25 protein-coding genes are annotated in these 25,355 nt (G+C 67.4%); 20 read left to right on the top strand and 5 right to left on the bottom strand.

Annotated elements, in window-relative coordinates:
* Positions 1–6: 6 nt before the first annotated feature.
* Complete coding sequence (locus tag DCN14_RS25660) at positions 7–1,083, bottom strand: regulator (RefSeq protein WP_162826243.1); 1,077 nt, start codon at positions 1,081–1,083, stop codon at positions 7–9.
* 151 nt (positions 1,084–1,234) lie between these two features.
* Here DCN14_RS25660 and DCN14_RS25655 point away from each other — a divergent pair, with 151 nt between their 5' ends.
* The 9 genes from DCN14_RS25655 (at position 1,235) to ftsB (ending at position 12,231) form a co-directional block, all read left to right on the top strand.
* Positions 1,235–2,488 carry a lipoprotein-releasing ABC transporter permease subunit gene (locus tag DCN14_RS25655; RefSeq protein WP_096507248.1) on the top strand — a complete coding sequence of 418 codons (1,254 nt, stop codon included), beginning with the start codon at positions 1,235–1,237 and terminating at the stop codon, positions 2,486–2,488.
* A gap of 55 nt (positions 2,489–2,543) precedes the next feature.
* Positions 2,544–3,239, top strand: coding sequence for a lipoprotein-releasing ABC transporter ATP-binding protein LolD (gene lolD, locus DCN14_RS25650; RefSeq protein WP_096507249.1), 696 nt, complete (start codon positions 2,544–2,546; stop codon positions 3,237–3,239).
* Positions 3,240–3,303: 64 nt separating this feature from the next.
* On the top strand, positions 3,304–4,092 hold the full coding sequence (locus DCN14_RS25645; RefSeq protein WP_096507250.1) for a TatD family hydrolase: 789 nt from the start codon (positions 3,304–3,306) through the stop codon (positions 4,090–4,092).
* A 57-nt stretch (positions 4,093–4,149) separates the two neighbouring features.
* Positions 4,150–6,651: a DNA internalization-related competence protein ComEC/Rec2 gene (locus DCN14_RS25640; RefSeq protein ID WP_096507251.1), complete on the top strand. Its 2,502-nt coding sequence runs from the start codon at positions 4,150–4,152 to the stop codon at positions 6,649–6,651.
* A 170-nt stretch (positions 6,652–6,821) separates the two neighbouring features.
* Entirely contained in the window at positions 6,822–7,667 is an 846-nt protein-coding gene (locus tag DCN14_RS25635) for an alpha/beta hydrolase (RefSeq protein ID WP_096507252.1), read from the top strand.
* A gap of 160 nt (positions 7,668–7,827) precedes the next feature.
* The gene (locus DCN14_RS25630) at positions 7,828–9,486 is read left to right on the top strand and encodes a CTP synthase (protein ID WP_096507253.1); all 1,659 of its coding nucleotides are present in this window, start codon (positions 7,828–7,830) and stop codon (positions 9,484–9,486) included.
* Positions 9,483–10,337, top strand: coding sequence for a 3-deoxy-8-phosphooctulonate synthase (kdsA, locus tag DCN14_RS25625; protein ID WP_096507254.1), 855 nt, complete (start codon positions 9,483–9,485; stop codon positions 10,335–10,337). The genes DCN14_RS25630 and kdsA overlap by 4 nt, the downstream gene beginning before the upstream one ends.
* A 105-nt stretch (positions 10,338–10,442) precedes the next feature.
* A complete protein-coding gene (gene eno / locus DCN14_RS25620; protein WP_006478406.1) occupies positions 10,443–11,726 on the top strand; it encodes a phosphopyruvate hydratase in 1,284 nt (427 codons plus the stop codon).
* A gap of 82 nt (positions 11,727–11,808) precedes the next feature.
* A complete protein-coding gene (ftsB, locus tag DCN14_RS25615) occupies positions 11,809–12,231 on the top strand; it encodes a cell division protein FtsB (RefSeq protein WP_096507255.1) in 423 nt (140 codons plus the stop codon).
* Between the two features lie 85 nt (positions 12,232–12,316).
* Here ftsB and DCN14_RS25610 read toward each other — a convergent pair whose 3' ends face one another.
* From DCN14_RS25610 to DCN14_RS25600, 3 genes are all read right to left on the bottom strand, one after another.
* Positions 12,317–12,670, bottom strand: a complete 354-nt coding sequence (locus DCN14_RS25610; protein ID WP_096507256.1) for a hypothetical protein — start codon at positions 12,668–12,670, stop codon at positions 12,317–12,319.
* Positions 12,671–12,804: 134 nt separating this feature from the next.
* The gene (hslO, locus tag DCN14_RS25605) at positions 12,805–13,755 is read right to left on the bottom strand and encodes an Hsp33 family molecular chaperone HslO (protein WP_096507257.1); all 951 of its coding nucleotides are present in this window, start codon (positions 13,753–13,755) and stop codon (positions 12,805–12,807) included.
* Positions 13,756–13,780: 25 nt separating this feature from the next.
* On the bottom strand, positions 13,781–14,305 hold the full coding sequence (locus DCN14_RS25600; RefSeq protein ID WP_096507258.1) for a gamma carbonic anhydrase family protein: 525 nt from the start codon (positions 14,303–14,305) through the stop codon (positions 13,781–13,783).
* Positions 14,306–14,449: 144 nt separating this feature from the next.
* On the opposite strand from DCN14_RS25600, the gene DCN14_RS25595 reads away from it, so the two are divergent.
* The 11 genes from DCN14_RS25595 to DCN14_RS38470 all read left to right on the top strand — a co-directional run bounded on the left by DCN14_RS25595 (position 14,450) and on the right by DCN14_RS38470 (position 23,800).
* Entirely contained in the window at positions 14,450–15,316 is an 867-nt protein-coding gene (locus DCN14_RS25595; RefSeq protein WP_096507259.1) for a ferritin-like domain-containing protein, read from the top strand.
* 161 nt (positions 15,317–15,477) lie between these two features.
* Positions 15,478–16,368, top strand: coding sequence for an alpha/beta fold hydrolase (locus DCN14_RS25590; protein WP_096507260.1), 891 nt, complete (start codon positions 15,478–15,480; stop codon positions 16,366–16,368).
* A gap of 82 nt (positions 16,369–16,450) precedes the next feature.
* Complete coding sequence (locus DCN14_RS25585) at positions 16,451–17,281, top strand: 3',5'-nucleoside bisphosphate phosphatase (protein WP_096507261.1); 831 nt, start codon at positions 16,451–16,453, stop codon at positions 17,279–17,281.
* A gap of 72 nt (positions 17,282–17,353) precedes the next feature.
* On the top strand, positions 17,354–17,986 hold the full coding sequence (locus DCN14_RS25580; protein ID WP_096507262.1) for an L-threonylcarbamoyladenylate synthase: 633 nt from the start codon (positions 17,354–17,356) through the stop codon (positions 17,984–17,986).
* A gap of 48 nt (positions 17,987–18,034) precedes the next feature.
* Positions 18,035–18,697, top strand: a complete 663-nt coding sequence (locus tag DCN14_RS25575; protein WP_096507263.1) for a site-2 protease family protein — start codon at positions 18,035–18,037, stop codon at positions 18,695–18,697.
* Positions 18,698–18,705: 8 nt separating this feature from the next.
* Positions 18,706–19,908 carry a tryptophan--tRNA ligase gene (locus tag DCN14_RS25570; RefSeq protein ID WP_096507264.1) on the top strand — a complete coding sequence of 401 codons (1,203 nt, stop codon included), beginning with the start codon at positions 18,706–18,708 and terminating at the stop codon, positions 19,906–19,908.
* 9 nt (positions 19,909–19,917) lie between these two features.
* The gene (locus DCN14_RS25565; protein ID WP_096507265.1) at positions 19,918–20,520 is read left to right on the top strand and encodes a class I SAM-dependent methyltransferase; all 603 of its coding nucleotides are present in this window, start codon (positions 19,918–19,920) and stop codon (positions 20,518–20,520) included.
* Between the two features lie 47 nt (positions 20,521–20,567).
* Entirely contained in the window at positions 20,568–21,473 is a 906-nt protein-coding gene (gene dapA, locus DCN14_RS25560) for a 4-hydroxy-tetrahydrodipicolinate synthase (RefSeq protein WP_096507266.1), read from the top strand.
* Between the two features lie 111 nt (positions 21,474–21,584).
* A complete protein-coding gene (gene bamC / locus DCN14_RS25555) occupies positions 21,585–22,730 on the top strand; it encodes an outer membrane protein assembly factor BamC (protein WP_096507267.1) in 1,146 nt (381 codons plus the stop codon).
* Between the two features lie 3 nt (positions 22,731–22,733).
* Entirely contained in the window at positions 22,734–23,510 is a 777-nt protein-coding gene (locus tag DCN14_RS25550; protein WP_096507268.1) for an MBL fold metallo-hydrolase, read from the top strand.
* A 125-nt stretch (positions 23,511–23,635) separates the two neighbouring features.
* Positions 23,636–23,800: a hypothetical protein gene (locus DCN14_RS38470; protein WP_172441931.1), complete on the top strand. Its 165-nt coding sequence runs from the start codon at positions 23,636–23,638 to the stop codon at positions 23,798–23,800.
* Between the two features lie 320 nt (positions 23,801–24,120).
* Here the strand turns inward: DCN14_RS38470 and DCN14_RS25535 are convergent, their stop codons facing one another.
* On the bottom strand, positions 24,121–25,338 hold the full coding sequence (locus tag DCN14_RS25535; protein ID WP_096507270.1) for a cupin domain-containing protein: 1,218 nt from the start codon (positions 25,336–25,338) through the stop codon (positions 24,121–24,123).
* Positions 25,339–25,355: the final 17 nt, after the last annotated feature.

The following is a 25,355-nucleotide window of genomic DNA, read 5'->3' as shown; positions in this document are numbered from 1 at the left end:
GTCTGGTTATTCGAACAGGGACGCCAGCGCGCGGCGGCGCCAGAACTTGCGCAGGTCGCCGCGCGTCGCGTGCAGCGTCACGGAGCTCGTGTCGCCGCACAGCGTGAAATCGACGCTCGCCAGCTCGCCGTTCTGCAGCGCGGCCAGCGCCGGCGCGAACCAGTCGCGCTCGAGCGCGGCGAGCGTGTCGTGCCAGCGCGCCCAGTCCTGTTCGATGAACGGGGTGGTCAGCGCCGGCAGCTCGACGAGCGTCGCGCCGGCGGCGGCGGGCAGCGCGCCGAACGCGGCTGGCGGCGCACCCGCGTCGGCTTGCGCCGCGCGCGCGAGGCCGAGCGCCGCGGGCGACGCGGACAGCACGCGCCCGAACGGCTTGCCGACCGGCTTCAGCGTGCCTTGCGCGTGGAACCAGATCGTATTGACGGCGGGCAGGCCGCGCGCCTCGCGGGCTTCGTTGACCGGATGCTGGAACCAGGCCATCTGCACCTCGTTCTGCAGCTTCATCCACATCCGCGAGCGTTCGCCGGTGCGCGCCTCGTGCGGCAGCCAGATCTCGATGTTGCGGCCGCTGGCGCGCAGCGGCGCGGCGCCGGCGAGGCGGGCGAGCTGTTCGCTCGACAGATACCAGCGCGACGGCTGCGGCGCTTCGAGCCGCACGCCGAGCTCCTCGATCAGCGGCCGCGCGACGGCCAGCAGCGCGGCCGCGTCGCCGTCGTCGAGCGCGAGGCTCGACGGATCGACGAGCACGAGGTGATCGTGCGCGATTTCGACGTGCACGGGTTCCACGCAGGCCCAGGCCTGCGTGCCCGGGTCGCCGCCGTCCGCCAGCAGCATGTAGGGCGCGAGCGGCGCTTCGTCGGCGGCGTTGCCCTGGGTCGCGCCGAACTGGCGGGCCAGCCAGCGCTCGTGCGGCAGCGTGCGCTGGAAGTCTTCGCCGGTCACGCGCTCGACGAGGCTCGCGCGGGCGAGCAACTTTTCGAGCGCGGGACTGTCCAGGGTGTGCAGGGACGAGGCCGCATCGGCCGCCGGCGGCAGCGCGAACGGAACGAGAAAATGGAGGCGTCGGTCGTGCATGATGGTGCGCATTGTATGGCAAACTGCGCGCGTGATCGGGCCGGCTGACGGCCCGATTGCGTCCGGCGACCGTTTTTTCGACCGCTCCCGGCCGGCGGGGCGCCGCCGGCCGGCGGTCCGGCCGCGGGCCGCTTCCCCGCCGTAACCAGCAGAAAGGATTCGCTTGAAACTTCCGTACGAATGGCAGATCGGCTGGCGCTACACGCGCGCCGGCAAACGCACGACCGGCAACGGCTTCATTTCCTTCATCGCCCTCGTTTCGATGCTCGGGATCGCGCTCGGCGTCGCGGCGCTGATCGTCGTGCTGTCGGTGATGAACGGCTTCCAGAAGGAGGTGCGCGACCGCATGCTGTCGGTGCTCGCGCACGTCGAGGTGTTCTCGCCGACCGGCTCGATGCCCGACTGGCAACTGACCGCGCAGGAAGCGCGCCGCAATCACGAGGTGATCGGCGCGGCGCCGTACGTCGACGCGCAGGCGCTGCTCACGCGCCAGGACGCGGTGAGCGGCGTGATGCTGCGCGGCGTCGAGCCGTCGCTCGAGCCGCAGGTGTCGGACATCGGCAAGGACATGAAGGCGGGCCAGTTGAGCGCGCTCGTACCCGGCCAGTTCGGCATCGTGCTCGGCGACGCGCTCGCCGGCAACCTCGGCGTGACGGTCGGCGACAAGGTCACGCTCGTCGCGCCCGAAGGCACGATCACGCCGGCCGGCATGATGCCGCGGCTCAAGCAGTTCACGGTCGTCGGCGTGTTCGAGTCGGGCCACTACGAATACGACAGCACGCTCGCGATGATCAACATCCGCGACGCGGAGGCGCTGTTCCGGATGACGGCGCCGACCGGCGTGCGGCTGCGGCTCACCGACATGCAGAAGGCGCCGCAGGTCGCGGTCGAACTGTCGCATACGCTGTCGGGCAGCCTGTACATCCGCGACTGGACCCAGCAGAACAAGACGTGGTTCTCGGCCGTGCAGATCGAGAAGCGGATGATGTTCATCATCCTCACGCTGATCATCGCGGTGGCCGCATTCAACCTCGTGTCGTCGCTCGTGATGACCGTGACCAACAAGCAGGCCGACATCGCGATCCTGCGCACGCTCGGCGCGCAGCCGGGCTCGATCATGAAGATCTTCGTCGTGCAGGGCGTGACGATCGGCTTCGTCGGCACCGCGACGGGCGTCGCGCTCGGCTGCCTGATCGCGTGGAGCATTCCGTGGCTGATCCCGATGATCGAGCATCTGTTCGGCGTGCAGTTCCTGCCGCCGTCGGTGTACTTCATCAGCGAGCTGCCGTCCGAGCTCGTCGCGAGCGACGTGATCAGGATCGGCCTCATCGCGTTCGCGCTGTCGGCCGTCGCGACGCTCTATCCGAGCTGGCGCGGCGCGAAGGTGAAGCCGGCGGAGGCGCTCCGCTATGAATGACCGCGCGACCGCGTTCGCGGATTCACGACAACCCATCAGACAGGATTCGGCAGGTATGCAGGAATACGTGCTTCAGGCGCGCGGGATCACGAAGGCGTTCGTGCAGGGCGGCTTCAACGTGCAGGTGCTCAACAACACCGAGCTGACGGTGCGGCGCGGCGAGAAGCTCGCGGTGGTGGGCGCGTCCGGTTCGGGCAAGAGCACGTTGCTGCACGTGCTGGGTGGCCTCGATGAACCGAGCGCGGGCGAGGTGTCGCTGCTCGGCAAGCCGTTTACGCAGCTCGCCGAGCGCGAGCGCAACGAGCTGCGCAATCACGCGCTCGGCTTCGTCTACCAGTTCCATCACCTGTTGCCGGAATTCACCGCGCTCGACAACGTCGCGATGCCGCTGCGCATCCGCCGGATGACCACCGAGGACGCGCGCGAGCAGGCACAGGCGATGCTCGAGCGTGTCGGTCTCGGCCCGCGTGCGAAACACCGGCCGGGCGAGCTGTCGGGCGGCGAACGCCAGCGTGTCGCGATCGCGCGCGCACTGGTGACGAAGCCGGCGTGCGTACTCGCCGACGAACCGACCGGGAACCTCGACGGCGGGACGGCCGATACGGTGTTCAACCTGATGCTCGAATTGTCCGAGACGCTCGAAACGAGTTTCGTGATCGTCACGCACGATCCCGAGCTCGCCGCGCGCTGCGACCGCATCATGCGCCTGCGCGACGGCGTGCTGTACGAGGAGCCGGCGCTGCCGGTGTAAACGAACGTCCGCGCCGGGCTGCCGGTTGGTTCCGGCGCGGCAACCCGGGCGCAGGAAAGCCGACATGTGGATCGATACGCATTGCCATCTCGATGCCGCCGAATTCGACGCCGACCGCGACGCGGTCGCGCAGGCGGCGCGTGCGGCCGGCGTGTCGCGCATCGTGATCCCGAGCGTCGGGCGCGACAATTTCACGACGGTGCGCGAGCTGGCGCAGCGCACGCCGGGCGCGGTTTATGCGCTCGGCATCCATCCGATGTTCACGCCGCATGCGCACGATGCGGATCTCGACCGGCTGCGCATGGAGATCGAGGCGAGCATCGACGATCCGCGCTTCGTCGCGATCGGCGAAATCGGTCTCGACTACTTCGTGCCGGGCCTCGACGAAGGCCGGCAGCAATTCTTCTATCAGGGGCAGCTCAAGCTCGCGCGCGAATTCGACTTGCCGGTGCTGTGCCACGTGCGCAAGTCGCAGGACCGCGTGCTCGCCGGGCTGCGCCGCTTCGGCGTGCGGCGCGGCATCGCGCATGCGTTCAACGGCAGTTTCCAGCAGGCCGATGCGTATCTCGCGCAAGGGCTGCATCTCGGCTTCGGCGGCAACGTGACCTTCGCGCGCGCGTTGCAGATTCGCCGGCTCGCGACGCAATTGCCGGCCGAATCGATCGTCGTCGAGACGGACGCACCCGACATCGCGCCCGAATGGGCGTACAAGTCCCGCAACGCGCCCGACCAGGTGCCGCGCATCGGCGAAGTGCTCGCCGCGCTGCGCGGGACCGACGCGCACGCCCTGTCCCTATCCACAACGGCTAACGCGCTCGCCGCGCTGCCGCGCCTCGCGCTTTCGTCCGCATAATCGTTGCCGGCAGGCGCCGGATTGGCAACGGCGGCGCCGAATGGACGAGGAGGCGCGATGCGCGTGTGGTGGATCGCGTTCGCGCTCGGCGTCGTCGTGCTGCAGCGGCAGGCGGCGTTGCCGGGCGCGGGCGCCTGGGTGGCCGGCGCGATCGTGCTCGTGGTGGGCGGCGCGTCGTTCGCATGGTGCGCGCGACGCCGCCGGACCCGCGCGACCCGCGCGCTGCGCTGGATGCTCTGCGCGAGCGCGGCATGTGCGATCGGCTTCGGCTATGCAGCCGCACGCGCCGAGTGGCGGCTGCGCGATAGTCTTCCGGTCGAGCGGGAAGGGCGCGACATCGTCGTGACGGGCGTCATCCGCGGGTTGCCGGTGATCGACGACACGGGCGCGCGGCTGCTGCTCGCGGTCGAATCGAACGAGGCGGGGTTGGCCCGTTTCCCGCCGCTGATCCGGTTGTCGTGGGGCACGTACGGCTCGCAGGCGGCACGCGATGCGATTCCCGCGTTGCGCGCCGCGCAGCGCTGGCGCCTGGTCGTGCGTCTGAAGCGTCCGCATGCCGAGGCCAACCCCGGCGTGCGCGACAGCGAGGCGGCATGGCTGGCCGCCGGCATTCGTGCGATCGGCTACGTCGCGGCGCCGCCGCGCTCGGCGCTGCTCGATGCGCGCGCATCGGGGTGGCATGCGTCGATCGACCGGTTGCGCGACGCGCTGCGTACGCGTATCGGCGAAGTGCTGGGCAGCGATGCGCGTCATCGCGGCATCGTCACCGCGCTCGCGGTCGGCGATCAATCGGGCATCGGCGACGACGACTGGCGCGTGCTGCGCAATACGGGCACGAGCCATCTGGTCGCGATCTCGGGCCTGCATGTCGGGCTCGTCGGCGCGATCGCGGGCGGGATCGTGTCGATGGTCTGGCGTCGCTTGCGCTGGCGCGGACGAACCGCGGCGCTCATGATGCCGGCACCCTATGTGGCGTCTGTCGCGGCACTGACGGCTGCCGCCGGCTATGCGGCGCTCGCCGGTTTCAACGTGCCGGCGCAGCGCGCGTGGTGGATGATCGCGGCCGGCGCGGCTGCGTTTCTCGCCGGACGCAGCGTGCCGACCTCCGCGGTGCTGTGCGCGGCGCTCGGCGGCGTGCTGCTTGCCGATCCGTGGGCCGTGCTGTCGGCCGGGTTCTGGCTGTCGTTCGGTGCGGTCGCGGCGATTCTGATGGCCGTGGCGGGCTGGCGTGCGGTGCGCGAATTCGACGGCGGCGGCGATGGCGATGATGGCACGATCGATGGCGCCGCAATGACCGGTCGCCGGGGCCGGCTGCGCGCATGGCGTGCGCGCGTCATGCGCCGTATCGGCGAGGCAGCGCGCGTGCAGTACGCGGTGACGATCGGCCTCGCGCCGCTGACGGCCGCGTGGTTCGCGCAGATGTCGGTCTCGGGCCCCGTCGGCAATGCGTTTGCGATTCCGTGGGTCAGCTCGGTCGTGACGCCAATCGTGCTGGCCGGTATCGGATTGCCCGCACCGCTCGACGCGTATGCGTTCCGGCTCGCGCATGCGGCGCTCGAACCGATGATGGCGCTGCTCGGGCATCTCGCCGACTGGCCGGCAGGCGTGCTCTGGCTGCGCATGCCCGACTGGCCGGTGCTGGCGCTCGCATGCGTGGGCGTGGCCTGGGCGCTGATGCCGCGCGGCTGGCCGCTGCGCTGGGCGGCGCCGCTCACGTGGCTGCCGCTTGTCGCGCCGGCGCCCGATGCGCCGTCGCCGGGCGGCTTCCGGCTGACCGTGCTCGATGTCGGGCAGGGCGCGTCGGTGCTGGTCGAGACCGCGCGCCGGGTCTTGCTGTTCGATGCGGGGCCGGGGGCGGAGTCGACCCATGCCGGCGCGCGGATTGTCGCGCCGGCGTTGCGGGCGCGCGCAATCCGGACGATCGATTCGCTCGTGCTCAGCCATGCGGACGCCGATCACACGGGCGGCGCGGCCGCCGTTTATGCGGCAACCGAAGTCCGCCAGGTGCTCGCCGGCATTGCGTCGCCGCACCGGCTGTGGCGCGACGCGGAAGCGGCCGGCGTGACCGATCGCCTGCGTTGCGCGGCCGGGCAGCGCTGGATATGGGACGGCGTCGTCTTCACGATGCTCTGGCCGCCGGGCGAGGCGCGATCGGGCTCGTCGAACGGACAGTCGTGCGTGCTGCGCGTCGACGCGGGCGGCACGTCCGCGCTGCTGACGGGCGACATCGAGGCGCGCGCCGAACGCCGGCTCGTGGCCGACGCGCACGACGCGCTGGCCGCGCAGATCCTCGTCGTTGCGCACCACGGCAGCCGCACGTCGTCGGTCGAGCCTTTCCTCGATTCGGTCGGGCCGCGCGTCGCGGTATTTCCTGTAGGCTATCGCAATCGCTTCGGGCATCCGCACCGGACGGTCCTGGCGCGCTACGAAGCGCGCGGGATCCCGCTGCCGCGTACCGATCGCGACGGGGCCGTACGGTTCGACATCGCGCCCGATGGCGGCAGCTTCGTGTTCGAGCGTTATCGCGATGCGCAGCGGCGGTACTGGATGGATCGGTGACGGCGCGTGCAGGGAAGAACGTGGCGCCGCGCGGCGAAGCACGGCTGCGGCCGGATGCGACGCACGGCGCCGGGGCACGTGCCGAAACCCCGGCCCCGGTCGACCGCGAAGCATGGGACGGGAGTCGGTGTTGAATTGCCCGTTCCCGTCGACAAAGGAGACATCGGCTTTTGAAGGACATCCTCCATTTCTCGCATGCGAACGGTTTTCCGGCATCGACGTACCGGACGATCTTCGCCGAACTGGCCGACGACTACGAACTGCGCTACATCGAGCGCATCGGTCACGATCGCCGCTACCCGGTGACGCGCGACTGGCCGCATCTCGTCGAGCAACTGCTCGACGACATCGGCAGCCGCTACGAGCGCCCGGTGTGGCTCGTCGGCCATTCGCTCGGCGGTTACCTGTCGCTGATGGCCGCGCTGAAAAAGCCGCAATGGGTGCGCGGCGTGGTGATGATCGATTCCCCGATCATCGCGGGCTGGCGCGCCGGCGCGCTGCGCGCGAGCCAGTGGGCGGGGCTCGACGAGCGGCTGTCGCCGGCCGCGGCGACCCGCAACCGGCGCACGCGCTGGGTCAGCCGCGATGAGGTGTGGCGGCACTTTCACGACAAGCCGGCGTTCGCGCGCTGGGACGAACGGATGCTGTCCGACTACATCGATCACGGCATTCCGCAGGCGGGCGCCGACGGCGAACGCGCGCTTGCCTTCGACCGGCAGGTCGAATACCTGATCTACCGGACGTTGCCGCACACGCTCGGCCCGCGGCTCGCGCACGGCTCGCCGGTGCCGCTCGGCTTTCTCGCCGGCACGCGCTCGCGCGAAGTGCGCCAGGTCGGGCTCGATGCGACGCGGCGCGCGGCGCGCGGGCGCATCGAATGGCTCGACGGCAGCCACCTGTTCCCGATGGAGCGGCCGATCGAGACGGCCCGCGCGTTGCAGCGGATGCTGAATTCGCTGAAAGCGGAAGAGGGCGGCCTGCCGCGCGACGGCGTGGCGCTCGCGAAGCGCGCCTGACGCATCGTCCCGCGGGTGCGGTTGCACCGACCGGCCGGCCGGTTCGCCCGGGCGCGCAAGGCCGGTGCGGCGCCGCGCGAAGGGGCGGGATCATCGCGTCAATTGCTGAGAGAAGGGCGGGCTTTACGGTATAATCCGTTTTTCCCGCGAGCATCCAGCGATGACCAAATATGTTTTCGTCACCGGCGGCGTAGTTTCTTCCCTCGGCAAGGGTATTGCCGCCGCCTCTCTCGCCGCGATCCTCGAATCGCGCGGTCTGAAAGTCACCCTCCTCAAACTCGATCCCTACATCAACGTCGACCCCGGCACGATGAGCCCGTTTCAGCACGGCGAAGTGTTCGTGACGGAAGACGGGGCGGAGACTGACCTCGACCTCGGCCACTACGAGCGCTTCATCAGCACGAAGATGCGCAAGGCCAACAACTTCACGACCGGCCAGATCTACGAATCGGTGATCCGCAAGGAACGCCGCGGCGACTATCTCGGCAAGACCGTGCAGGTGATTCCGCACATCACGAACGAAATCCAGGCGTTCATCGAGCGCGGGGCGGCATCGGCCACCTGCGGCGAACCGGACGTCGCGATCGTCGAGATCGGCGGCACGGTCGGCGACATCGAGTCGCTGCCGTTCCTCGAAGCCGCGCGCCAGATGAGCCTGCGCCTCGGCCGCAACAGCGCGTGCTTCGTGCACCTGACGCTCGTGCCGTACGTCGCGACGGCCGGCGAGCTGAAGACGAAGCCGACCCAGCACAGCGTGCAGAAGCTGCGCGAGATCGGCATCCTGCCGCACGTGCTGCTGTGCCGTGCGGACCGCCGCATCCCCGACGACGAATCGAAGAAGATCTCGATGTTCTCGAACGTGCCCGAAGACGCCGTGATCTCGGTGTGGGACGCCGACAGCATCTACAAGATTCCGCAGATGCTGCACGACCAGGGCCTCGACCGGATCATCTGCGACGAGCTGAAGCTGTCGCCGAAGGACGCCGACCTGAGCATGTGGGCGGAACTCGTCGAGAAGCTCGAGAACCCGAAGCACGAAGTGACGATCGGCATGGTCGGCAAGTACGTCGATCTGACCGAATCGTACAAGTCGCTGATCGAAGCGCTGCGCCACGCGTCGCTGCACACGGCGACCAAGGTCAACATCGAGTACATCGACTCGGAAGAGGTCGAGACGAACGGCGTCGACAGCCTGAAGCATCTCGACGCCGTGCTGGTGCCGGGCGGTTTCGGCCGTCGCGGCACGGAAGGCAAGATCGCGGCGATCCGCTATGCGCGTGAAGCGAAGGTGCCGTACCTCGGCATCTGCCTCGGCATGCAGCTCGCGGTGATCGAGTTCGCGCGCGACGTCGTCGGCCTGAAGCAGGCGAACAGCACGGAATTCGATCCGGACACGCCGGAACGCGTGGTCGCGCTGATCACCGAGTGGTACGACCGCGAAGGCAAGGTCGAGATGCGCACCGAAGAGTCCGATCTCGGCGGCACGATGCGCCTCGGCTCGCAACGTTGCCCGATCAAGCCCGGCACGATGGCCGAGGAGATCTATGGCAAGGACGTGAACGAGCGCCATCGCCACCGTTATGAAGTCAATAACCGCTTCGTGCCCCAGCTCGAAGCCGGCGGCCTTATCATCAGCGCCCGTACCCCGAGCGAGGATCTGCCGGAAATGATGGAGCTGCCGCGTTCGATGCACCCGTGGTTCGTGGGCGTTCAGTTCCACCCGGAATTCACGTCCACGCCGCGTGATGGCCATCCTCTGTTCAAGTCGTTCGTCGAAGCTGCGCTCGCCAACAAGCAAGCGCGCGGAGTGAAAGCATGAAGCTGTGCGATTTCGAGGTCGGTCTCGACCAGCCTTTCTTCCTGATCGCGGGTACCTGCGTCGTCGAATCGGAGCAAATGACGATCGACACGGCCGGCCGCCTGAAGGAAATCTGCGAGAAGCTGAACGTTCCGTTCATCTACAAGTCGTCCTACGACAAGGCGAATCGCAGCTCGGGCAAGTCGTTTCGCGGCCTCGGAATGGACGAGGGGCTGCGGATCCTCGGCGAGGTGAAGCGCCAGCTCGGCCTGCCGGTGCTGACCGACGTGCACTCGATCGACGAGATCGAGCAGGTCGCGTCGGTCGTCGACGTGCTGCAGACGCCCGCGTTCCTGTGCCGCCAGACCGATTTCATCCATGCGTGCGCGCGCTCGGGCAAGCCCGTCAACATCAAGAAGGGCCAGTTCCTCGCGCCGCACGACATGAAGAACGTGATCGACAAGGCGCGCGACGCAGCACGTGAAGCCGGCCTGTCGGAAGACCGCTTCATGGCGTGCGAGCGCGGCGTTTCGTTCGGCTACAACAACCTCGTGTCCGACATGCGTTCGCTCGCGATCATGCGCGAGACGAGCGCGCCGGTCGTGTTCGACGCGACCCACTCGGTGCAGTTGCCGGGCGGGCAGGGCACGAGCTCGGGCGGCCAGCGCGAATTCGTGCCGGTGCTCGCGCGTGCGGCGGTCGCGACGGGCGTCGCGGGCCTGTTCATGGAGACGCACCCGAATCCGGCCGAAGCGAAGTCGGACGGCCCGAACGCGGTGCCGCTGAACCGGATGAGCGCGTTGCTGGAGACCCTCGTCACGCTCGACCAGGCGGTGAAGCGCAATCCGTTCCTGGAAAACGATTTCAACTAAAGATCGAATGAACCTGCGGCGGCTTTGCGCGTCTGTAGCGAAAGCGCTTCCGGCGTGCGTGCCGTCGCAGTTTGAAGAATCCATCGTCATTCTCAGAGGAAACCCATGAGTGCAATCGTAGATATCATCGGCCGCGAGATTCTGGATTCGCGCGGCAACCCCACCGTCGAATGCGACGTGCTGCTCGAATCGGGCACGATGGGCCGCGCGGCGGTTCCGTCGGGTGCGTCCACGGGCTCGCGTGAAGCCATCGAACTGCGCGACGGCGAAGCCGGCCGCTACAACGGCAAGGGCGTGCTGAAGGCAGTCGAGCACATCAACACCGAAATCTCCGAAGCCATCATGGGCCTCGACGCGTCGGAACAGGCGTTCCTCGACAAGACGCTGCTCGAGCTGGACGGCACCGACAACAAGTCGCGCCTCGGCGCGAACGCGATGCTGGCCGTGTCGATGGCCGTCGCGAAGGCCGCTGCCGAAGAGGCCGGCCTGCCGCTGTACCGCTATTTCGGCGGTTCGGGTGCGATGCAACTGCCGGTGCCGATGATGAACATCGTCAACGGCGGCGCGCACGCGAACAACAGCCTCGACATTCAGGAATTCATGATCGTTCCGGTCAGCCAGCCGACGTTCCGTGAAGCACTGCGTTGCGGCGCGGAAGTGTTCCACGCGCTGAAGAAGATCCTGAGCGACCGCGGCATGAGCACCGCAGTCGGCGATGAAGGTGGCTTCGCACCGAACTTCGGCAGCAACGACGAGTGCCTGTCGACGATCCTGCAGGCGATCGAGAAGGCCGGCTACCGTGCGGGCGAAGACGTGCTGCTCGCGCTCGATTGCGCGGCGTCCGAGTTCTACCACGACGGCAAGTACCAGCTCGCGGGCGAAGGCCTGCAGCTGTCGTCGGCCGAATTCACCGACTATCTCGCGACGCTCGCCGACAAGTTCCCGATCGTGTCGATCGAAGACGGCATGCACGAAAGCGACTGGGACGGCTGGAAGCTGCTGACCGACCGCCTCGGCAAGAAGGTGCAGCTGGTCGGCGACGACCTGTTCGTCACGAACACGCGCATCCTGAAGGAAGGCATCGAGAAGGGCATCGCCAACTCGATCCTGATCAAGATCAACCAGATCGGCACGCTGACCGAAACGTTCGCGGCCATCGAGATGGCGAAGCGCGCGGGCTACACGGCCGTGATCTCGCACCGCTCGGGCGAAACGGAAGATTCGACGATCGCGGACATCGCGGTCGGCCTGAACGCCGGTCAGATCAAGACGGGTTCGCTGTCGCGCAGCGACCGCATCTCGAAGTACAACCAGTTGCTGCGCATCGAGGAAGATCTCGGCGATATCGCGAGCTACCCGGGCAAATCGGCTTTCTATAACCTGCGCTAACGCGCTACTATCGGGTTCGTCATCTCGACGCCGCTCTGTGCATGTCGCGCGGAGCGGCGCTTCTTATATCTGCGTTTCTTACATGCGGCTTGTCACTGTCGTCCTGATTGCCTTGCTGGCGCTCATTCAGTACCCCCTATGGTGGGGACACGGCGGCTGGCTGCGGGTGCACGAATTGCGTCAGCAGCTTGACGACCAGCTCCAGAAGAATGCGGACGAGAAATTACGCAACGAGCGGATCGCCGGCGAAGTGCAGGATCTGCAAAGCGGCACCGCGGCCATCGAGGAGCGTGCGCGCTACGAGATGGGCATGGTGAAGGACGGCGAAGTATTCGTGCAGTTCGTGTCGCCGAACGCGCCGGCCGGCCCGCTGAACAACGCGCCTGCAAGCACGTCGATACGCGCGGACGTATCTGCGGCGCCCGTGCGCGTCGTGCCGAACCCTCAGCCGATGGCGAGATCGCCGCGGCATCACGGCGAGAAGGGCAAGGCCGCTCATCATTGAGCGCAGCAGTCCGAACCATTGAAAAAGCGCGGGAAATACCGCGCTTTTTTATTTCCTGGCAGTCGTCAATCGACCGGGCGAAGCATTACCACCACCCGCCCGGATAGCCGTAACCGTAGCCGATGCCGGTTCCCCACCGGTTTCCCCATCCGCCGTAATAGCCGCCATAGATCGTCATGGGCGGCGGCGAGTAATACGCCCACGCGCGTGCGGCCGCCTCGGCCGCCATTGCGTTGTTCTGTTCGCGCAGCACCTGCTTGTCGATCTCGTCGTAGCGTTTGCGCTCGGCGCTCGACAATGCGGGCGGCTGCCCGCCCGATGCGCCCGGTTCGGGCAGGCGGCTCAGGATCGTGGACGTGGGCTGGACCGCGCAGCCGGCGAGCGCGAGCGTGCCGGCGACGACACCGGTCAGGACGACGGAGCGGAACGGGTAATCCATGCATTTCTCCAGCAGCGCGCCGACGACGGGAAGCGGCTTGCGCCGAAGGGCGGGCCTGCGGCGCCTGAGCCGTGCGTACGACGCTCGTGCGTCATTATGCGCCCGCACCCGCATCGCAGGCACGGGCGCGCGCGTCAGTGACGCTGCTCGGTCGCGGGCGTGATGCCGGTCGCGAGCTCCGGTGCGGCGAACAACTGCGCGACGTCGACCGGATCGAACTCGTAGCGCTGGTTGCAGAACTCGCAGTGGATTTCGACGTGGCCGCGCTCGACGATCACGCTGTCGACTTCGTCGCGGCCGAGCATGCGCAGCATCGCGCCGACCTTCTCGCGCGAGCACGAGCACTGGAAGCGCGCGCCGGTCGGCTCGAAGTGCTGCACGTTTTCCTGCCAGAACAGCCGCCGGAACACGACTTCCGGTTCGACCTCGAGCAGTTCCTTCGCGGACAGCGTGCTGCCGAGCGTGCAGACGCGCTCCCACGTGTCGGCGTCCGTCTCGGCGTTGCGCGGCACGATGCCGCCGTCGCCCGGCAGCTTCTGCAGCAGCATGCCGACCGCGCGGTCGCGATCGGCCGCGAGCCACAGCCGCGTGTCGAGCTGCTCCGAGTGGTGCATGTAATGCTCGAGCACCTGCGAAACCGATTCGTGCGGGCCGTCGACGCCGTTCAGCGGCACGATGCCCTGGTAGGGTTGCTGGCCCGGCAGCTTGTCGGCCGGATCGAGCGTGATCACGCAACGGCCGTGGCCGCTCGCGTTGACGAGCGACGCGAAGCTCGTGTCGTCGCCGATCGTCTGGGCCGAGTCACCGGCGAACTTGGCCGTGGCCCGCATCGACAGATCCGAGCTGCACTGGACGACCAGCATCTGGACCGGCCCGTCGCCGAAGATCTGCATGATCAGGGTGCCGTGAAATTTCAGGTTCGCGGACAGCAGCGCGCACGCGGCCATCATCTCGCCGAGCACGGTGCGCACCGGGGCAGGGTAGTCGCGGCGCGTGAGCACCTCTTGCCACGTGTTGCGCAGCGAAACGATCTCGCCGCGCACCGGTGCCGAATTGAACATGAATTTCTGTAACTGGTCGCTCACTCTTCTTCCTTGAAATCCGCGCGAATCACCCGATCCGCACGAGTTGCTCCTTGAAATGCGCACGCCGCTCGACGTACGTCTTCGCATTTGCGCGCAGCCGCGCGATGTCGTCTGCCGACAGCTCACGCACGACTTTCGCCGGTGCGCCGAGAATCAGCGAGTTGTCCGGGAACGTCTTGCCTTCCGTCACGACCGCGCCGGCACCTACCAGACAGTTGCGGCCGATGACCGCTCCATTCAAGACCACCGCCTGAATGCCGATCAGCGAACCCTCGCCGATCGTGCACCCGTGCAGCATCGCCTGATGCCCGATCGTCACGTTTTCGGCAATCGTCAGAGGAAAGCCGGGGTCCGTATGCAATACCGCGCCTTCCTGGACGTTGCTGCCGACACCGACGGTGATCGTTTCGTTGTCGCCGCGGATCGTCGCGCCGAACCAAACGCTTGCATTTTCCTCGAGCACGACCTTGCCGATGATGGCCGCCGTATCGGCGACGAATACGCTTTCGTGGATCGTCGGGGCCGTATCGCCCAGTTTGTAGATCGTCACGGAGTCTCCTGGTCTCTTCGATGATGGGCGCCGGTAGAATGGCGCGTCTGGCGTGCCCGGCGCATTGCGTCGCGGCACAAACGCATATTGTAAACCGTCGCGTGCGTGCGCTCCCGCGATGCGCGCGGGCGGTGTTCCGGTTTGATGAACATGGCGTCTTTTTCTTTCTCTGCCGCGCCGGCCTGCGTGCGCCGCGCCGCGCTCGACGCGCTGCAGATGTCCGAGCCGGCCGCGAAGGCCGTGCAGGTCCGCGCGCTGTACGACGCATTGCTGGCCGGACGGGCCGCGATCTCGCCGCGGCTCGACCTGAGCGAGCCGGCCGGGCTGCCCGGCCGCCCGGCGCGCCCGCCGCTCGTCGAGCCGCGCCAGCTCGAGCGGCGCAGCATGCGCTCGCCCGCCGGGCGCGCGGTGTTGCTGCACGCGCTCGCCCATATCGAATTCAACGCAATCAACCTCGCGCTCGACGCCGTGTGGCGCTTTCGCGGGCTGCCGGACGCTTTTTATGCGGACTGGCTGAAGGTCGCGGCCGAGGAGGCCTATCACTTCACGCTGCTGTCCGACCGGCTCGTCGCGTTCGGACATGGGTACGGCGACTTTCCCGCCCACAACGGACTGTGGGACATGTGCGAACGGACCAAGGCCGACGTGCTCGCGCGCATGGCGCTCGTGCCGCGCACGCTCGAGGCGCGCGGGCTCGACGCGTCGCCGCCCATTCGCGCGCGGCTCGTGCAGGCGGGCGACGATGCATCGGCGGCGATTCTCGATGTGATCCTGCGCGACGAAATCGGCCATGTCGCGATCGGGAACCGCTGGTTCCGGCACCTGTGCGACGAGGCGGGGCGCGATCCGGTGCCGGCCTACCGCGAGCTCGCCGCGCAATACCACGCGCCGCGGCTGCGTGGTCCGTTCAATTTCGACGCGCGCCGCACGGCGGGATTCGAACAGGCGGAGTTGGACGAACTGGCCGCGCAGGATGGCGCGGACGCGGGAGCCGGAAAGACCGCGGACTAGTGTGACTGCCGGCCCGCCCGACGGCTGTTGTCGGCGTTCGGGCACCGCGTTTCATCGCGTCTCGGGCGCGTTGCCGCTAGAGACCCGCCTCCACTGTCGAGTGCCGGAACGAAAACGCCGCCGCTATAATCGAACGACCATTCTTTTTTCTGGCGACTGCAATGAATGCCTCGAGTTCTGTTTCCGATTTCGTCACGGTCCGCGGCGTCCGGCTGCATGTGCGACGCTGGGGCCGGCCTGACGCGCCGACGCTCTTCATGCTGCACGGCTGGATGGACGTCGCGGCATCGTTTCAGTTCGTCGTCGACGCGCTCGCCGGCGACTGGCAGGTGATCGCGCCGGATGCGCGCGGCTTCGGCCTGTCCGACTGGCCGGTCGCGCGGCAGGGTGGCGGCCATTACTGGTTCCACGAGTACCTGGGCGATCTCGACGCGCTGCTGGACCACTATGCGCCGACCGGCGAAGTCAACCTGGTCGGGCACAGCATGGGGGCGAACGTCGTGTGCCTGTACGCGGGCGCACGGCCGGAGCGGGTGCGGCGCGTGGTCGATCTCGAAGGGTTTGGGCTTGCGCCGGCGCGCGCCGAGCAGGCGCCGCGCCGGCTGCGCGGCTGGCTCGACGAGCTGCGCGAGCCGCCGGTGCTGCGCCCGTACGCGTCGCTCGACGAGGTGGCGGCCCGGCTGACCAAGACCAATCCGCGGCTCGATCCGCGTCGCGCCGCGTTTCTCGCCGCTCACTGGTCGAAGCGTGGCGACGACGGCCTGTATCACCTGCTGGCGGACCCGGCGCACAAGATGGCGGGCCCGATGCTGTACCGGCTCGACGAGGTGATGGCCGTCTGGACGAAGGTGCGCGCGAAGGTGCTGCACGTCGAGGCGGTCAATTCGCCGACGCTCGCGTACCTTGCCGGCGACATCCCGCTGCCGGAGTTCAAGGCGCGCTTCGGCGCGTTCCCGGACTGGCGTGAAAAGCTCGTCGAAGATGCCGGTCACATGGTCCATCACGACCAGCCCGAGCAGATCGCGGCGCTGATCGAGGCGTTCTGCGCATAGGCCGGCGGCGGCAGCGGCGGGGCAGGCGGGCGGCGGAATTGCCGCGTTGCAGTAGAATGAAGCTTCACCTGCCATACCGACAATGAACGCTGATCTCCACTGCCATTCGAATGTGTCCGACGGGTTGCTGTCGCCTGCCGACGTCGCGCGCCGCGCCCATGCCGGCGGCGTGACCCTGTGGGCGCTGACCGACCACGACGAAATCGGCGGCCAGGCGGTGGCGCGAAGCGAGGCGGAAGCGCTCGGGATGCGTTACCTGAGCGGCGTCGAGATTTCGGTCACGTGGGCATCGCGCACCGTGCACATCGTCGGGCTGAACATCGATCCTTCGAACCCGACGCTCGTCGACGGCCTTTATCGCACGCGCCACGGCCGCGCCGGGCGTGCGCAGGCGATCGCCGCGCAGCTCGAGACGCTCGGCATTCCGGGCGCGTATGAAGGCGCGCTGAAGTACGTATCGAATCCCGACCTGATCTCGCGCACCCACTTCGCGCGCTTTCTCGTCGAGAACGGCCACGCCGCATCGACCTCCGACGTATTCGACCGCCTGCTCGGCGACGGCAAGCCCGGTTTCGTCCCGCACCGCTGGGCGACGCTGCCCGACGCGGTTGCCTGGATCCGCGCCGCGGGCGGCGAGGCCGTGGTCGCGCATCCGGGCCGCTATCGCTATACGCCGGTCGAATTCGACGCATTCTTCGGCGAATTCATCGATCTCGGCGGCCGCGCGATCGAGGTCATCACGGGCAGCCACACGCCCGACCAGTACCGCGAATACGCGGACGTCGCGCGCCGCTTCGGCTTCGAAGTGTCGCGCGGCTCGGATTTTCATGCGCCGGGCGAGGGCCGTATCGAGCTCGGCAGCCTGCCGCCGTTGCCGCCCGACCTGAAACCGGTCTGGGAGCGCTGGCTCTGATCCGAATCGGCCGTCCGCCGTTCGTGTTGCCGTCGCGCGCGCATCCGACTCTTCCCTCTTTACGTATCCCCCATGTCCCAGTTCTTCAGGATTCATCCGGATAATCCGCAGCCGCGCCTGATCAATCAGGCCGCGGAGATCGTCAACAAGGGCGGCGTCATCGCGATGCCGACCGATTCGAGCTATGCGCTCGCGTGCCATCTCGACGACAAGGATGCGGTCGAACGGGTGCGCCGCATCCGCGGCCTCGACGAGAAGCAGCACCTGTCGCTGCTCGTGCGCGACCTGTCGGAGCTGGCCAATTTCGCGATGGTGGACAACCGCCAGTACCGGCAGATCAAGTCGGTGACGCCGGGCCCGTACGTATTCATCCTGCAGGCGACGAAGGAAGTGCCGCGCCGGCTGTCGCACCCGTCGCGCAAGACGATCGGGCTGCGCGTGCCGGATCACGCGATCACGCTCGCGCTGCTCGAGTCGCTCGGCCAGCCGCTGCTCGGTACGACGCTGATCCTGCCGCCCGACGACGAGCCGCTCAACGACCCTGACGACATTCGCGCGCGGCTCGAGAAGCAGGTCGATCTCGTGATCGACGGTGGCGCATGCCCGCGCGAGCCGTCGACGGTGATCGACCTGACGGGCGACGAGCCGCAACTCGTGCGCGCGGGGCGCGGCGCACTCGAACCGTTCGGCCTTTCGGCCGCGTAAGCGCGCCGTTCATTTTTTGCGCGAGTGCGCTTGTTACAATAACGCGATATGGATGCTTCCCTGATACAGACCATCGCCGTCTACGCGCTGCCTGTGATCTTCGCGATCACGCTGCACGAGGCCGCGCACGGCTACGCCGCGCGCCTGCTCGGCGACAACACCGCCTACATGATGGGGCGCGTGTCGTTCAACCCGATGCGCCACATCGATCCGGTCGGCACGATCGCGATCCCGCTCGCGATGTATTTCCTGACCGGCGGCGCCTTCCTGTTCGGCTATGCGAAGCCGGTGCCGGTGTCGTTCGGCAACCTGCGCGATCCGCGCTGGGGCAGCCTGTGGGTGTCGCTCGCGGGCCCCGCGTGCAATTTCGTGCAGGCGCTGATCTGGGGCGTGCTGAGCGTCGTGCTTGCCGCGACCGGCATCGACGAACCGTTCTTCACGCGGATGGCCTATGCCGGCGTCAGCGCCAACCTCGTGCTCGGCGTGCTGAACCTGTTCCCGCTGCCGCCGCTCGACGGCGGCCGCATTCTGGCGGCGCTGCTGCCGCCGAAGCAATCGATCGCGCTGTCGCGCATCGAGCCGTACGGTTTCATCATCGTCCTCGTGCTGGTCGCGACGGGCGTGCTGACGAACTTCTGGCTGCGTCCGCTCGTGAACGCCGCTGCGGGCATCCTGAGTGCCATCCTGTCTCCCTTCGCCTCGCTTTTCTAACGACAATCATGTTCCCAGATCGTATTTTCTCCGGCATGCGACCCACCGGGTCGCTGCACCTCGGCCACTACCACGGCGTGCTGAAAAACTGGGTGAAGCTGCAGTCCGAGTACCCGTGTTTCTTCTGCGTGGTCGACTGGCATGCGCTGACGACGCACTACGAAACGCCCGAGGTCATCGAGAAGAACGTATGGGACGTGCTGATCGACTGGCTCGCGTCCGGCATCGATCCGGCGCAGGCGACGCTGTTCATCCAGAGCAAGGTGCCCGAGCATGCGGAGCTCGCGCTGCTGCTGGGCATGAGCACGCCGCTCGGCTGGCTCGAACGCGTGCCGACCTACAAGGAGCAGATGGAGAAGCTGAAGGACAAGGATCTGTCGACCTACGGCTTCCTCGGCTACCCGGTGCTGATGGCGGCCGACATCCTGCTGTATCGCGGCTCGCTCGTGCCGGTCGGTGAAGACCAGGTGCCGCACGTCGAGATGACGCGCGAGATCGCGCGCCGCTTCAACTACCTGTACGGCCGCGAGCCGGGCTTCGAGGAGAAGGCGCTCGAAGCCGCGAAGAAGCTCGGCGGCAAGCGCGCGAAGCTTTATCACGAGCTGCGCAATGCATACCAGCAGGAGGGCGACGACGAGGCGCTCGAACAGGCGCGCGCGATGCTGCAGGAATCGCAGAGCCTGTCGATGAGCGACCGCGAGCGCCTGTTCGGCTACCTCGAGGGCGCGCGCAAGATCATCCTGGTCGAGCCGCAGGCACTGCTGACCGAAGCGTCGCGGATGCCGGGCCTCGACGGCCAGAAGATGTCGAAGTCGTACGGCAACACGATCGGCCTGCGCGAAGACGCGGAGACGATCACGAAGAAGGTCCGCACGATGCCGACCGATCCGGCGCGCGTGCGCCGCACCGATCCGGGCGACCCCGACAAGTGCCCGGTGTGGCAGCTCCATCAGGTCTATACCGACGAAGCGACGCACGACTGGGTGCAGAAGGGCTGCCGTTCGGCGGGCATCGGCTGCCTCGACTGCAAGCAGCCGGTCGTCGAAGGGATCCTGCGCGAACAGCAGCCGATGCTCGAGCGCGCGCAGAAGTACATGGACGATCCGTCGCTGCTGCGCGCGATCGTCGCGGACGGCTGCGACAAGGCGCGCAAGCACGCGGTCGAGACGATGCGCGACGTGCGCGACGCGATGGGCCTGTCGTACACCTGAGCGGACGGCATGCGCGAACCTGTCATTGCCGCCGCGGGCGGCCACGTCGCCCAGACCGAGCCGTCGCGCTGGGTCGCCCGGTGGTCCGGGCTCGTTCCGGCAGGCGGCGCGGTGCTCGACGTTGCCGCGGGCGGCGGCCGCCACGCACGCTGGTTCGCGTCGCGCGGGCATCCGGTCGTTGCAGTCGACCGCGACCCGGCCGCGCTCGCCGCATTGCGCGCGATGCCCGGCGTCGACGTGCGCGATGCCGACCTCGAGGGCGCGCCATGGCCGCTGCCGGCCGAGCAGTCGTTTTCGGCCGTGATCGTCACCCATTATCTGCATCGTCCGCTCTGGCCCCATCTGCTTGATGCACTGGCGCCAGGCGGCGTGCTGATCTACGAAACCTTCGCGCAAGGAAACGAAACGGTCGGCAAACCGTCCAATCCCGCGTTCCTGCTCGCTCCTGGCGAGTTGCTGGACGCGGTGCGCGGCCGCCTGCGGGTGGTCGCGTACGAGGACGGCTTCGTCGCCGCGCCGCGCGAGGCATTCGTTCAGCGCATCTGCGCAGTACGCGAGGGCGCGACCCCGACGGCGGGGGCGGGAATTCCACGTTACGAACTGCCCGGCTAATCCGCTACAATCTCAACGTTTACCGGTACATCAATCAATCGCGTTTCATGGCTAACGGCACCCAAGACGGCATTCAAATCCGCGGCAGCATCCCCGCGATCGTCACCCCGATGCTCGAAGACGGCAGTCTCGATCTGCCGGCGTTCCGCAAACTGATCGACTGGCATATCGCGGAAGGCACCGATGCGCTTGTCGTGGTCGGCACGAGCGGCGAGTCGGCAACGCTCAGCGTCGAGGAGCACATCCTGATGATCCGCACGGCGGTCGAGCATGCGGCGAAGCGCATTCCGATCATCGCCGGCGCGGGCGGCAACTCGACGGCGGAGGCAATCGAGCTGACAAAGCACGCGAAGGCCGTCGGCGCCGACGCGACGCTGCAGGTCGTGCCTTACTACAACAAGCCCACGCAGGAAGGGATGTACCGGCACTTCAAGACGATCGCGGAAGCGGTCGACCTGCCGGTGATCCTGTACAACGTGCCGGGCCGTACGGTTGCCGATATGGCGCACGAGACGACGCTGCGCCTCGCGCAGGTGCCGGGCATCATCGGTGTGAAGGAAGCGACGGGCAACATCGATCGCGCCGCACACCTGATCAAGGCCGCGCCGAAGCATTTCGCGATCTACAGCGGCGACGATCCGACCGCGATCGCGCTGATGCTGCTCGGCGGCCACGGCAATATTTCGGTGACGGCAAACGTCGCGCCGCGCGCGATGAGCGACCTGTGCCGCGCGGCGCTGGCCGGCGACGTCGCAACGGCGCGCGAGCTGCACATGAAGCTGCTGTCGCTGCACAAGAACCTGTTCATCGAGGCGAACCCGATTCCGGTGAAGTGGGCGCTGCAGGCGATGGGCAAGATGCAGGGCGGCATTCGCCTGCCGCTCACGCCGCTCGACGAGCGCTGCCACGATGTCGTGCGTTCGGCCCTCGTCGAGGCCGGCGTTCTCGCCTGATGCAGAGGCGGCCGCGCCCTGCGGCCGCCGGCTCGACCCCTCATCAACCCGCACCGGCCGGCTCCGTCCGGCGCCGCTCCTGACGAGCGTTCTAGCAAGACGAAGGATTTCATGAAACGTTTCGCCTTTTCCTCTCGCGCCATCCAGGTTTCGGTGGTGGCGCTGGCGCTGGGCGCGCTCGCCGGCTGCGATACGCTGAACGATTATCTGGCCCCTGACCGGGTCAACTACAAGAACACGGGTTCGGCGCCGCCGCTTGCGGTGCCGAGCGACCTGAAGCCCGTGCCGACGACGCAGCAGTTCGTCGCGCCGCCGACCAACGCCGGCCTCGGCACGCTGCCGCCGCGGGCGACGACGACCGCCGGCAACGCCACCGACGGCGTCCCGAGCGCGCAGGATCCGCTCGGCATGCACATCGAGCGCGATGGCGACCACCGCTGGCTCGTCGTGGACGGACGCACGCCCGAGCAGCTGTGGCCGATCCTGAAGGAATTCTGGCAGGAAAACGGCTTCTCGCTGAAGACCGACGCGCCGTCGACCGGCATCATGGCGACCGACTGGGCCGAGAACCGCGGGAACATTCCTGACGACTGGTTCCGCCGCACGATCGGCAAGGTCATCGACTTCGCATACTCGTCCGGCACGCGCGACCGTTTCCGTACGCTCGTGACCCGCACGCCGAACGGCAACACCGACATCTCGATCACGCACAGCGCGATGGAGGAAATGATGGTCGGCCCGCAGGGCGGCACGTCGTCGCGCTGGGAAGAGCGTCCGCGCAATCCGGTGCTCGAGGCCGTGTTCCTGTCGAAGCTGATGCAGAAGTTCGGCCTGACCGATGCGCAGGCGAAGCAACTGCTGGCCGATGCGCATCCGGCGGCGGCACAGGCGCAGGTCAGCGACGCGAGCAACGGCGCGGCGACGCTGCAACTGGCCGAATCGTTCGACCGTGCGTGGCTGCGTGTCGGCCTCGCACTCGACCGCACCAACTTCGCGGTCGACAATCGCGACCGCGAAAAGGGCCTGTACACCGTCCGCTACGCGAATACGGTGGAAGAGCTCAAGCGCGACGGGCTGTTCGGCAAGCTGTTCTACGGCGGCCCGACGGCAGCCAAGCCCGGCAAGGAATACCTGGTCAACGTGCGCGCGCAGGGCAATGGCGGCACGCAGGTCGCGGTGGTCGACGCAAACGGCCAGGTCGACAACTCGTCGGATGCGCAGCGGATCATTTCGCTGCTCCACGCGCAGTTGAACTAACGCGTGCGCTTCGCCAGCCTCGGTAGCGGCAGCGAAGGCAACGCGCTGGTCGTCGAGGCCTCGAGCGGTACGACGACCACCCGTGTGCTCCTCGACTGCGGCTTTTCAGCAAAGGAGGTCGAGCGCCGGCTCGGCCGCCTGAATCTCGGCATCGACGATCTCGATGCGATCCTCATTACCCACGAACACAGCGACCACGTCGGCAGTGCGCTGACGCTCGCGCGGCGCGGGTCGCTGCCGCTCTACATGAGCTGGGGCACGGCACGCGCGGTGGGCGCGGACGAGGCCGATGTCGATCTCCACGTGCTGTGGGGCGACGAGACGGCTTCGATACGCGATCTGGCCGTCATGCCCTATACGGTGCCCCACGACGCGCGGGAACCGCTCCAGTTCGTCTTCATGGACGGCTGCAGCCGGCTCGGCGTGCTGACCGACGTCGGGATGGCTACGTCGCACATCACGACCGTCCTGAGCGGCTGCGACGCGCTGGTGCTCGAATCCAACCACGATACCGCGATGCTCGCGGGAAGCCGCTACCCGCAGTCGCTGAAGGCGCGGATCGGCGGCAATCACGGCCACCTGAGCAACGATGCGGCGGCCGGTATCCTTGCGTCGCTCGAACGCAGCCGTTTGCGGCATCTGGTTGCGGCGCACCTGAGCCAGCAGAACAATCGGCCGGAGCTGGCCCGCCAGGCGTTGGCCGGCGTGCTGGGAACGGACGGGGAGGAGGTGGTCGTGGCCACGCAGGATGCGGGCTTCGACTGGCTGACGCTCGACTGAGCGGGGCGGGCGGCGGCGCCTGGCCCGATCGGACGGTTGTCCGGCGCGATGCGCGGAATCGGCAGACGTAAAAAAACCGGCCCCTCGGGCCGGTTTTTTTTCAGCTGACGCTGAGGCTTACTGGCTTGCGCCCGAAGCCGGAGCAGCCGCGGCAGCCGAAGCGTCCGACGCTGCAGCAGCCGTTGCGTCGCTCGCAGCAGCCACTGCCGACGAAGCAGCAGCAGCAGCGTCGCTCGCAGCACCAGCAACTGCCGAAGCAGCCGACGAAGCAGCAGCCGATGCGTCGCTAGCAGCCGACGAAGCAGCTTGATCAGCGCTCTTGTTGCAAGCAGCCAGTGCAACAGCAGCCAACAGGGAAGCTACGAGGAGGGATTTCTTCATGATCACGTCCTTTTATGGTTAAAGGTAAGCAACAGCGCGAAACAATACCGGTAATGTGCTCCAACACCGACCTGGGCCGCTGGTGGAGACGCACTTCTAGAGCGTGAATCTTCCCTACGGCTTGGGCGGAAATTATATGCACTTTCCTATCGACCGTCGACAAATGCGGGGTCAATACGTTGTCTTTCCCATACAGAATTTGATCTGTACGGGCATACGGGGCGGCCCACTAAACCCGGTTTCCGACCCGTATCCAGCCCGCACAATACCACTCGTGCAGCAAGGCTGTCATTGAGGGAACCCGGGATAGTGTTACAAACCGTTTCGCCTCCATCCGGCGCAGATTGGCCAGTTCGGGCAGCCATTCACCGGCCTGCTCGAGCGGTTCTTCCTCGCCATTAATGAAGTACGAGCGCGCGTTATACATCAATGCGGCGCGTCTGTCGAGATACACGCCACGGCGTGACGCCTGGGCAACGAAAGCGGCCTCGGACAGCGGGCGTGCCGGCGGCTCGAATACGACGTTCGATTTCGGCTCGCTCAGGTAGCAGCCGAGGAATTGCGCGACGTCGCGCTTGCGCCAGCGGATCGCATCGACGATCTCGGCGACGCGTTCGACCATCGCAGGCGGGAGTTCGGCTGGCGAGCCGACCGCGGGCTGCTTCGGATCGCGATAGAGGGTGTCGCCGTGCTCGTCGCGCAGGCCGCCGCGCTCCGCGAGGTAGTACAGGAACTGCGCGCCCAGCTCCCCGGCGGACGGCGCCCGAAAGCCGATCGAGCAGGTCATGCATTCGCCTTCGGCCACGCCGTCGTGCGCGATGTGCGGCGGCAGGTACAGCATGTCGCCGGGTTCCAGCACCCATTCGTCGCTCGGCTCGAAGTGCTCGAGGATCTTCAGCGGCACGTCCGGCTGCAGCGACAGATCCTTCTGGGCGCCGATGCGCCAGCGGCGCCGGCCTTCGACCTGCAGCAGGAACACGTCGTACGAATCGAAGTGCGGGCCGACGCCGCCGCCGTCCGTCGCATACGAGATCATCAGGTCGTCGAGGCGTGCGTCGGGGACGAAGCGGAAGCGGTCGAGCAGCGCGCGTGCCGTGTCGACGTGCAGGTCCAGCCCTTGCACGAGCAAGGACCAGGACTTGCGCGAAACGGCCGGCAGCGAACCCGGTTCGAACGGACCGTGCGCCAGTTGCCACTTGTTACGAAAATGCGTGATCAGTCGCGATTCCGCGTCATAGTCGGCAGCCAGCTCGAACAGCGCGTCGCGCGTGACCGGCGCCTTCACTCCGGGAATCGCCTGGCGGATCAGCAGCGGCTTTTTCTGCCAGTAGCGGCGCATGAATTGCGCCGGCGTAAGCCCACCGAGCAGCGGCGTGGGAAGATCGGGGGACGGCGCGCCGAGCGCGGCGGCGGCATCCTGCGGTTCGGCTTGAGACCGGTTGCGCATCGTATAATGAGACTTGT

The sequence above is a fragment of the Burkholderia sp. IDO3 genome, from assembly GCF_003366075.1.
Taxonomy (GTDB): Bacteria; Pseudomonadota; Gammaproteobacteria; order Burkholderiales; family Burkholderiaceae; genus Burkholderia; species Burkholderia anthina.
Note: the sequence above shows the minus strand (reverse complement) of the source record. Positions and strands in the feature narration are given on the sequence as shown.

What these genes read in the sequence shown, in the direction of transcription:
- DCN14_RS25585 (WP_096507261.1), top strand. Translation starts at nt 16,451, where the DNA reads ATGAACGCTGATCTCCACTGCCATTCGAATGTGTCCGACGGGTTGCTG.
- DCN14_RS25595 (WP_096507259.1), top strand. Translation starts at nt 14,450, where the DNA reads ATGAACATGGCGTCTTTTTCTTTCTCTGCCGCGCCGGCCTGCGTGCGC.
- eno (WP_006478406.1), top strand. Translation starts at nt 10,443, where the DNA reads ATGAGTGCAATCGTAGATATCATCGGCCGCGAGATTCTGGATTCGCGC.
- DCN14_RS25565 (WP_096507265.1), top strand. Translation starts at nt 19,918, where the DNA reads ATGCGCGAACCTGTCATTGCCGCCGCGGGCGGCCACGTCGCCCAGACC.
- kdsA (WP_096507254.1), top strand. Translation starts at nt 9,483, where the DNA reads ATGAAGCTGTGCGATTTCGAGGTCGGTCTCGACCAGCCTTTCTTCCTG.
- DCN14_RS25645 (WP_096507250.1), top strand. Translation starts at nt 3,304, where the DNA reads ATGTGGATCGATACGCATTGCCATCTCGATGCCGCCGAATTCGACGCC.
- DCN14_RS25660 (WP_162826243.1), bottom strand. Translation starts at nt 1,083, where the DNA reads ATGCGCACCATCATGCACGACCGACGCCTCCATTTTCTCGTTCCGTTC.
- DCN14_RS25575 (WP_096507263.1), top strand. Translation starts at nt 18,035, where the DNA reads ATGGATGCTTCCCTGATACAGACCATCGCCGTCTACGCGCTGCCTGTG.
- ftsB (WP_096507255.1), top strand. Translation starts at nt 11,809, where the DNA reads ATGCGGCTTGTCACTGTCGTCCTGATTGCCTTGCTGGCGCTCATTCAG.
- DCN14_RS25580 (WP_096507262.1), top strand. Translation starts at nt 17,354, where the DNA reads ATGTCCCAGTTCTTCAGGATTCATCCGGATAATCCGCAGCCGCGCCTG.
- lolD (WP_096507249.1), top strand. Translation starts at nt 2,544, where the DNA reads ATGCAGGAATACGTGCTTCAGGCGCGCGGGATCACGAAGGCGTTCGTG.
- DCN14_RS25630 (WP_096507253.1), top strand. Translation starts at nt 7,828, where the DNA reads ATGACCAAATATGTTTTCGTCACCGGCGGCGTAGTTTCTTCCCTCGGC.
- DCN14_RS25590 (WP_096507260.1), top strand. Translation starts at nt 15,478, where the DNA reads ATGAATGCCTCGAGTTCTGTTTCCGATTTCGTCACGGTCCGCGGCGTC.
- DCN14_RS25535 (WP_096507270.1), bottom strand. Translation starts at nt 25,338, where the DNA reads ATGCGCAACCGGTCTCAAGCCGAACCGCAGGATGCCGCCGCCGCGCTC.
- bamC (WP_096507267.1), top strand. Translation starts at nt 21,585, where the DNA reads ATGAAACGTTTCGCCTTTTCCTCTCGCGCCATCCAGGTTTCGGTGGTG.
- dapA (WP_096507266.1), top strand. Translation starts at nt 20,568, where the DNA reads ATGGCTAACGGCACCCAAGACGGCATTCAAATCCGCGGCAGCATCCCC.
- DCN14_RS25570 (WP_096507264.1), top strand. Translation starts at nt 18,706, where the DNA reads ATGTTCCCAGATCGTATTTTCTCCGGCATGCGACCCACCGGGTCGCTG.
- DCN14_RS25640 (WP_096507251.1), top strand. Translation starts at nt 4,150, where the DNA reads ATGCGCGTGTGGTGGATCGCGTTCGCGCTCGGCGTCGTCGTGCTGCAG.
- DCN14_RS25610 (WP_096507256.1), bottom strand. Translation starts at nt 12,670, where the DNA reads ATGGATTACCCGTTCCGCTCCGTCGTCCTGACCGGTGTCGTCGCCGGC.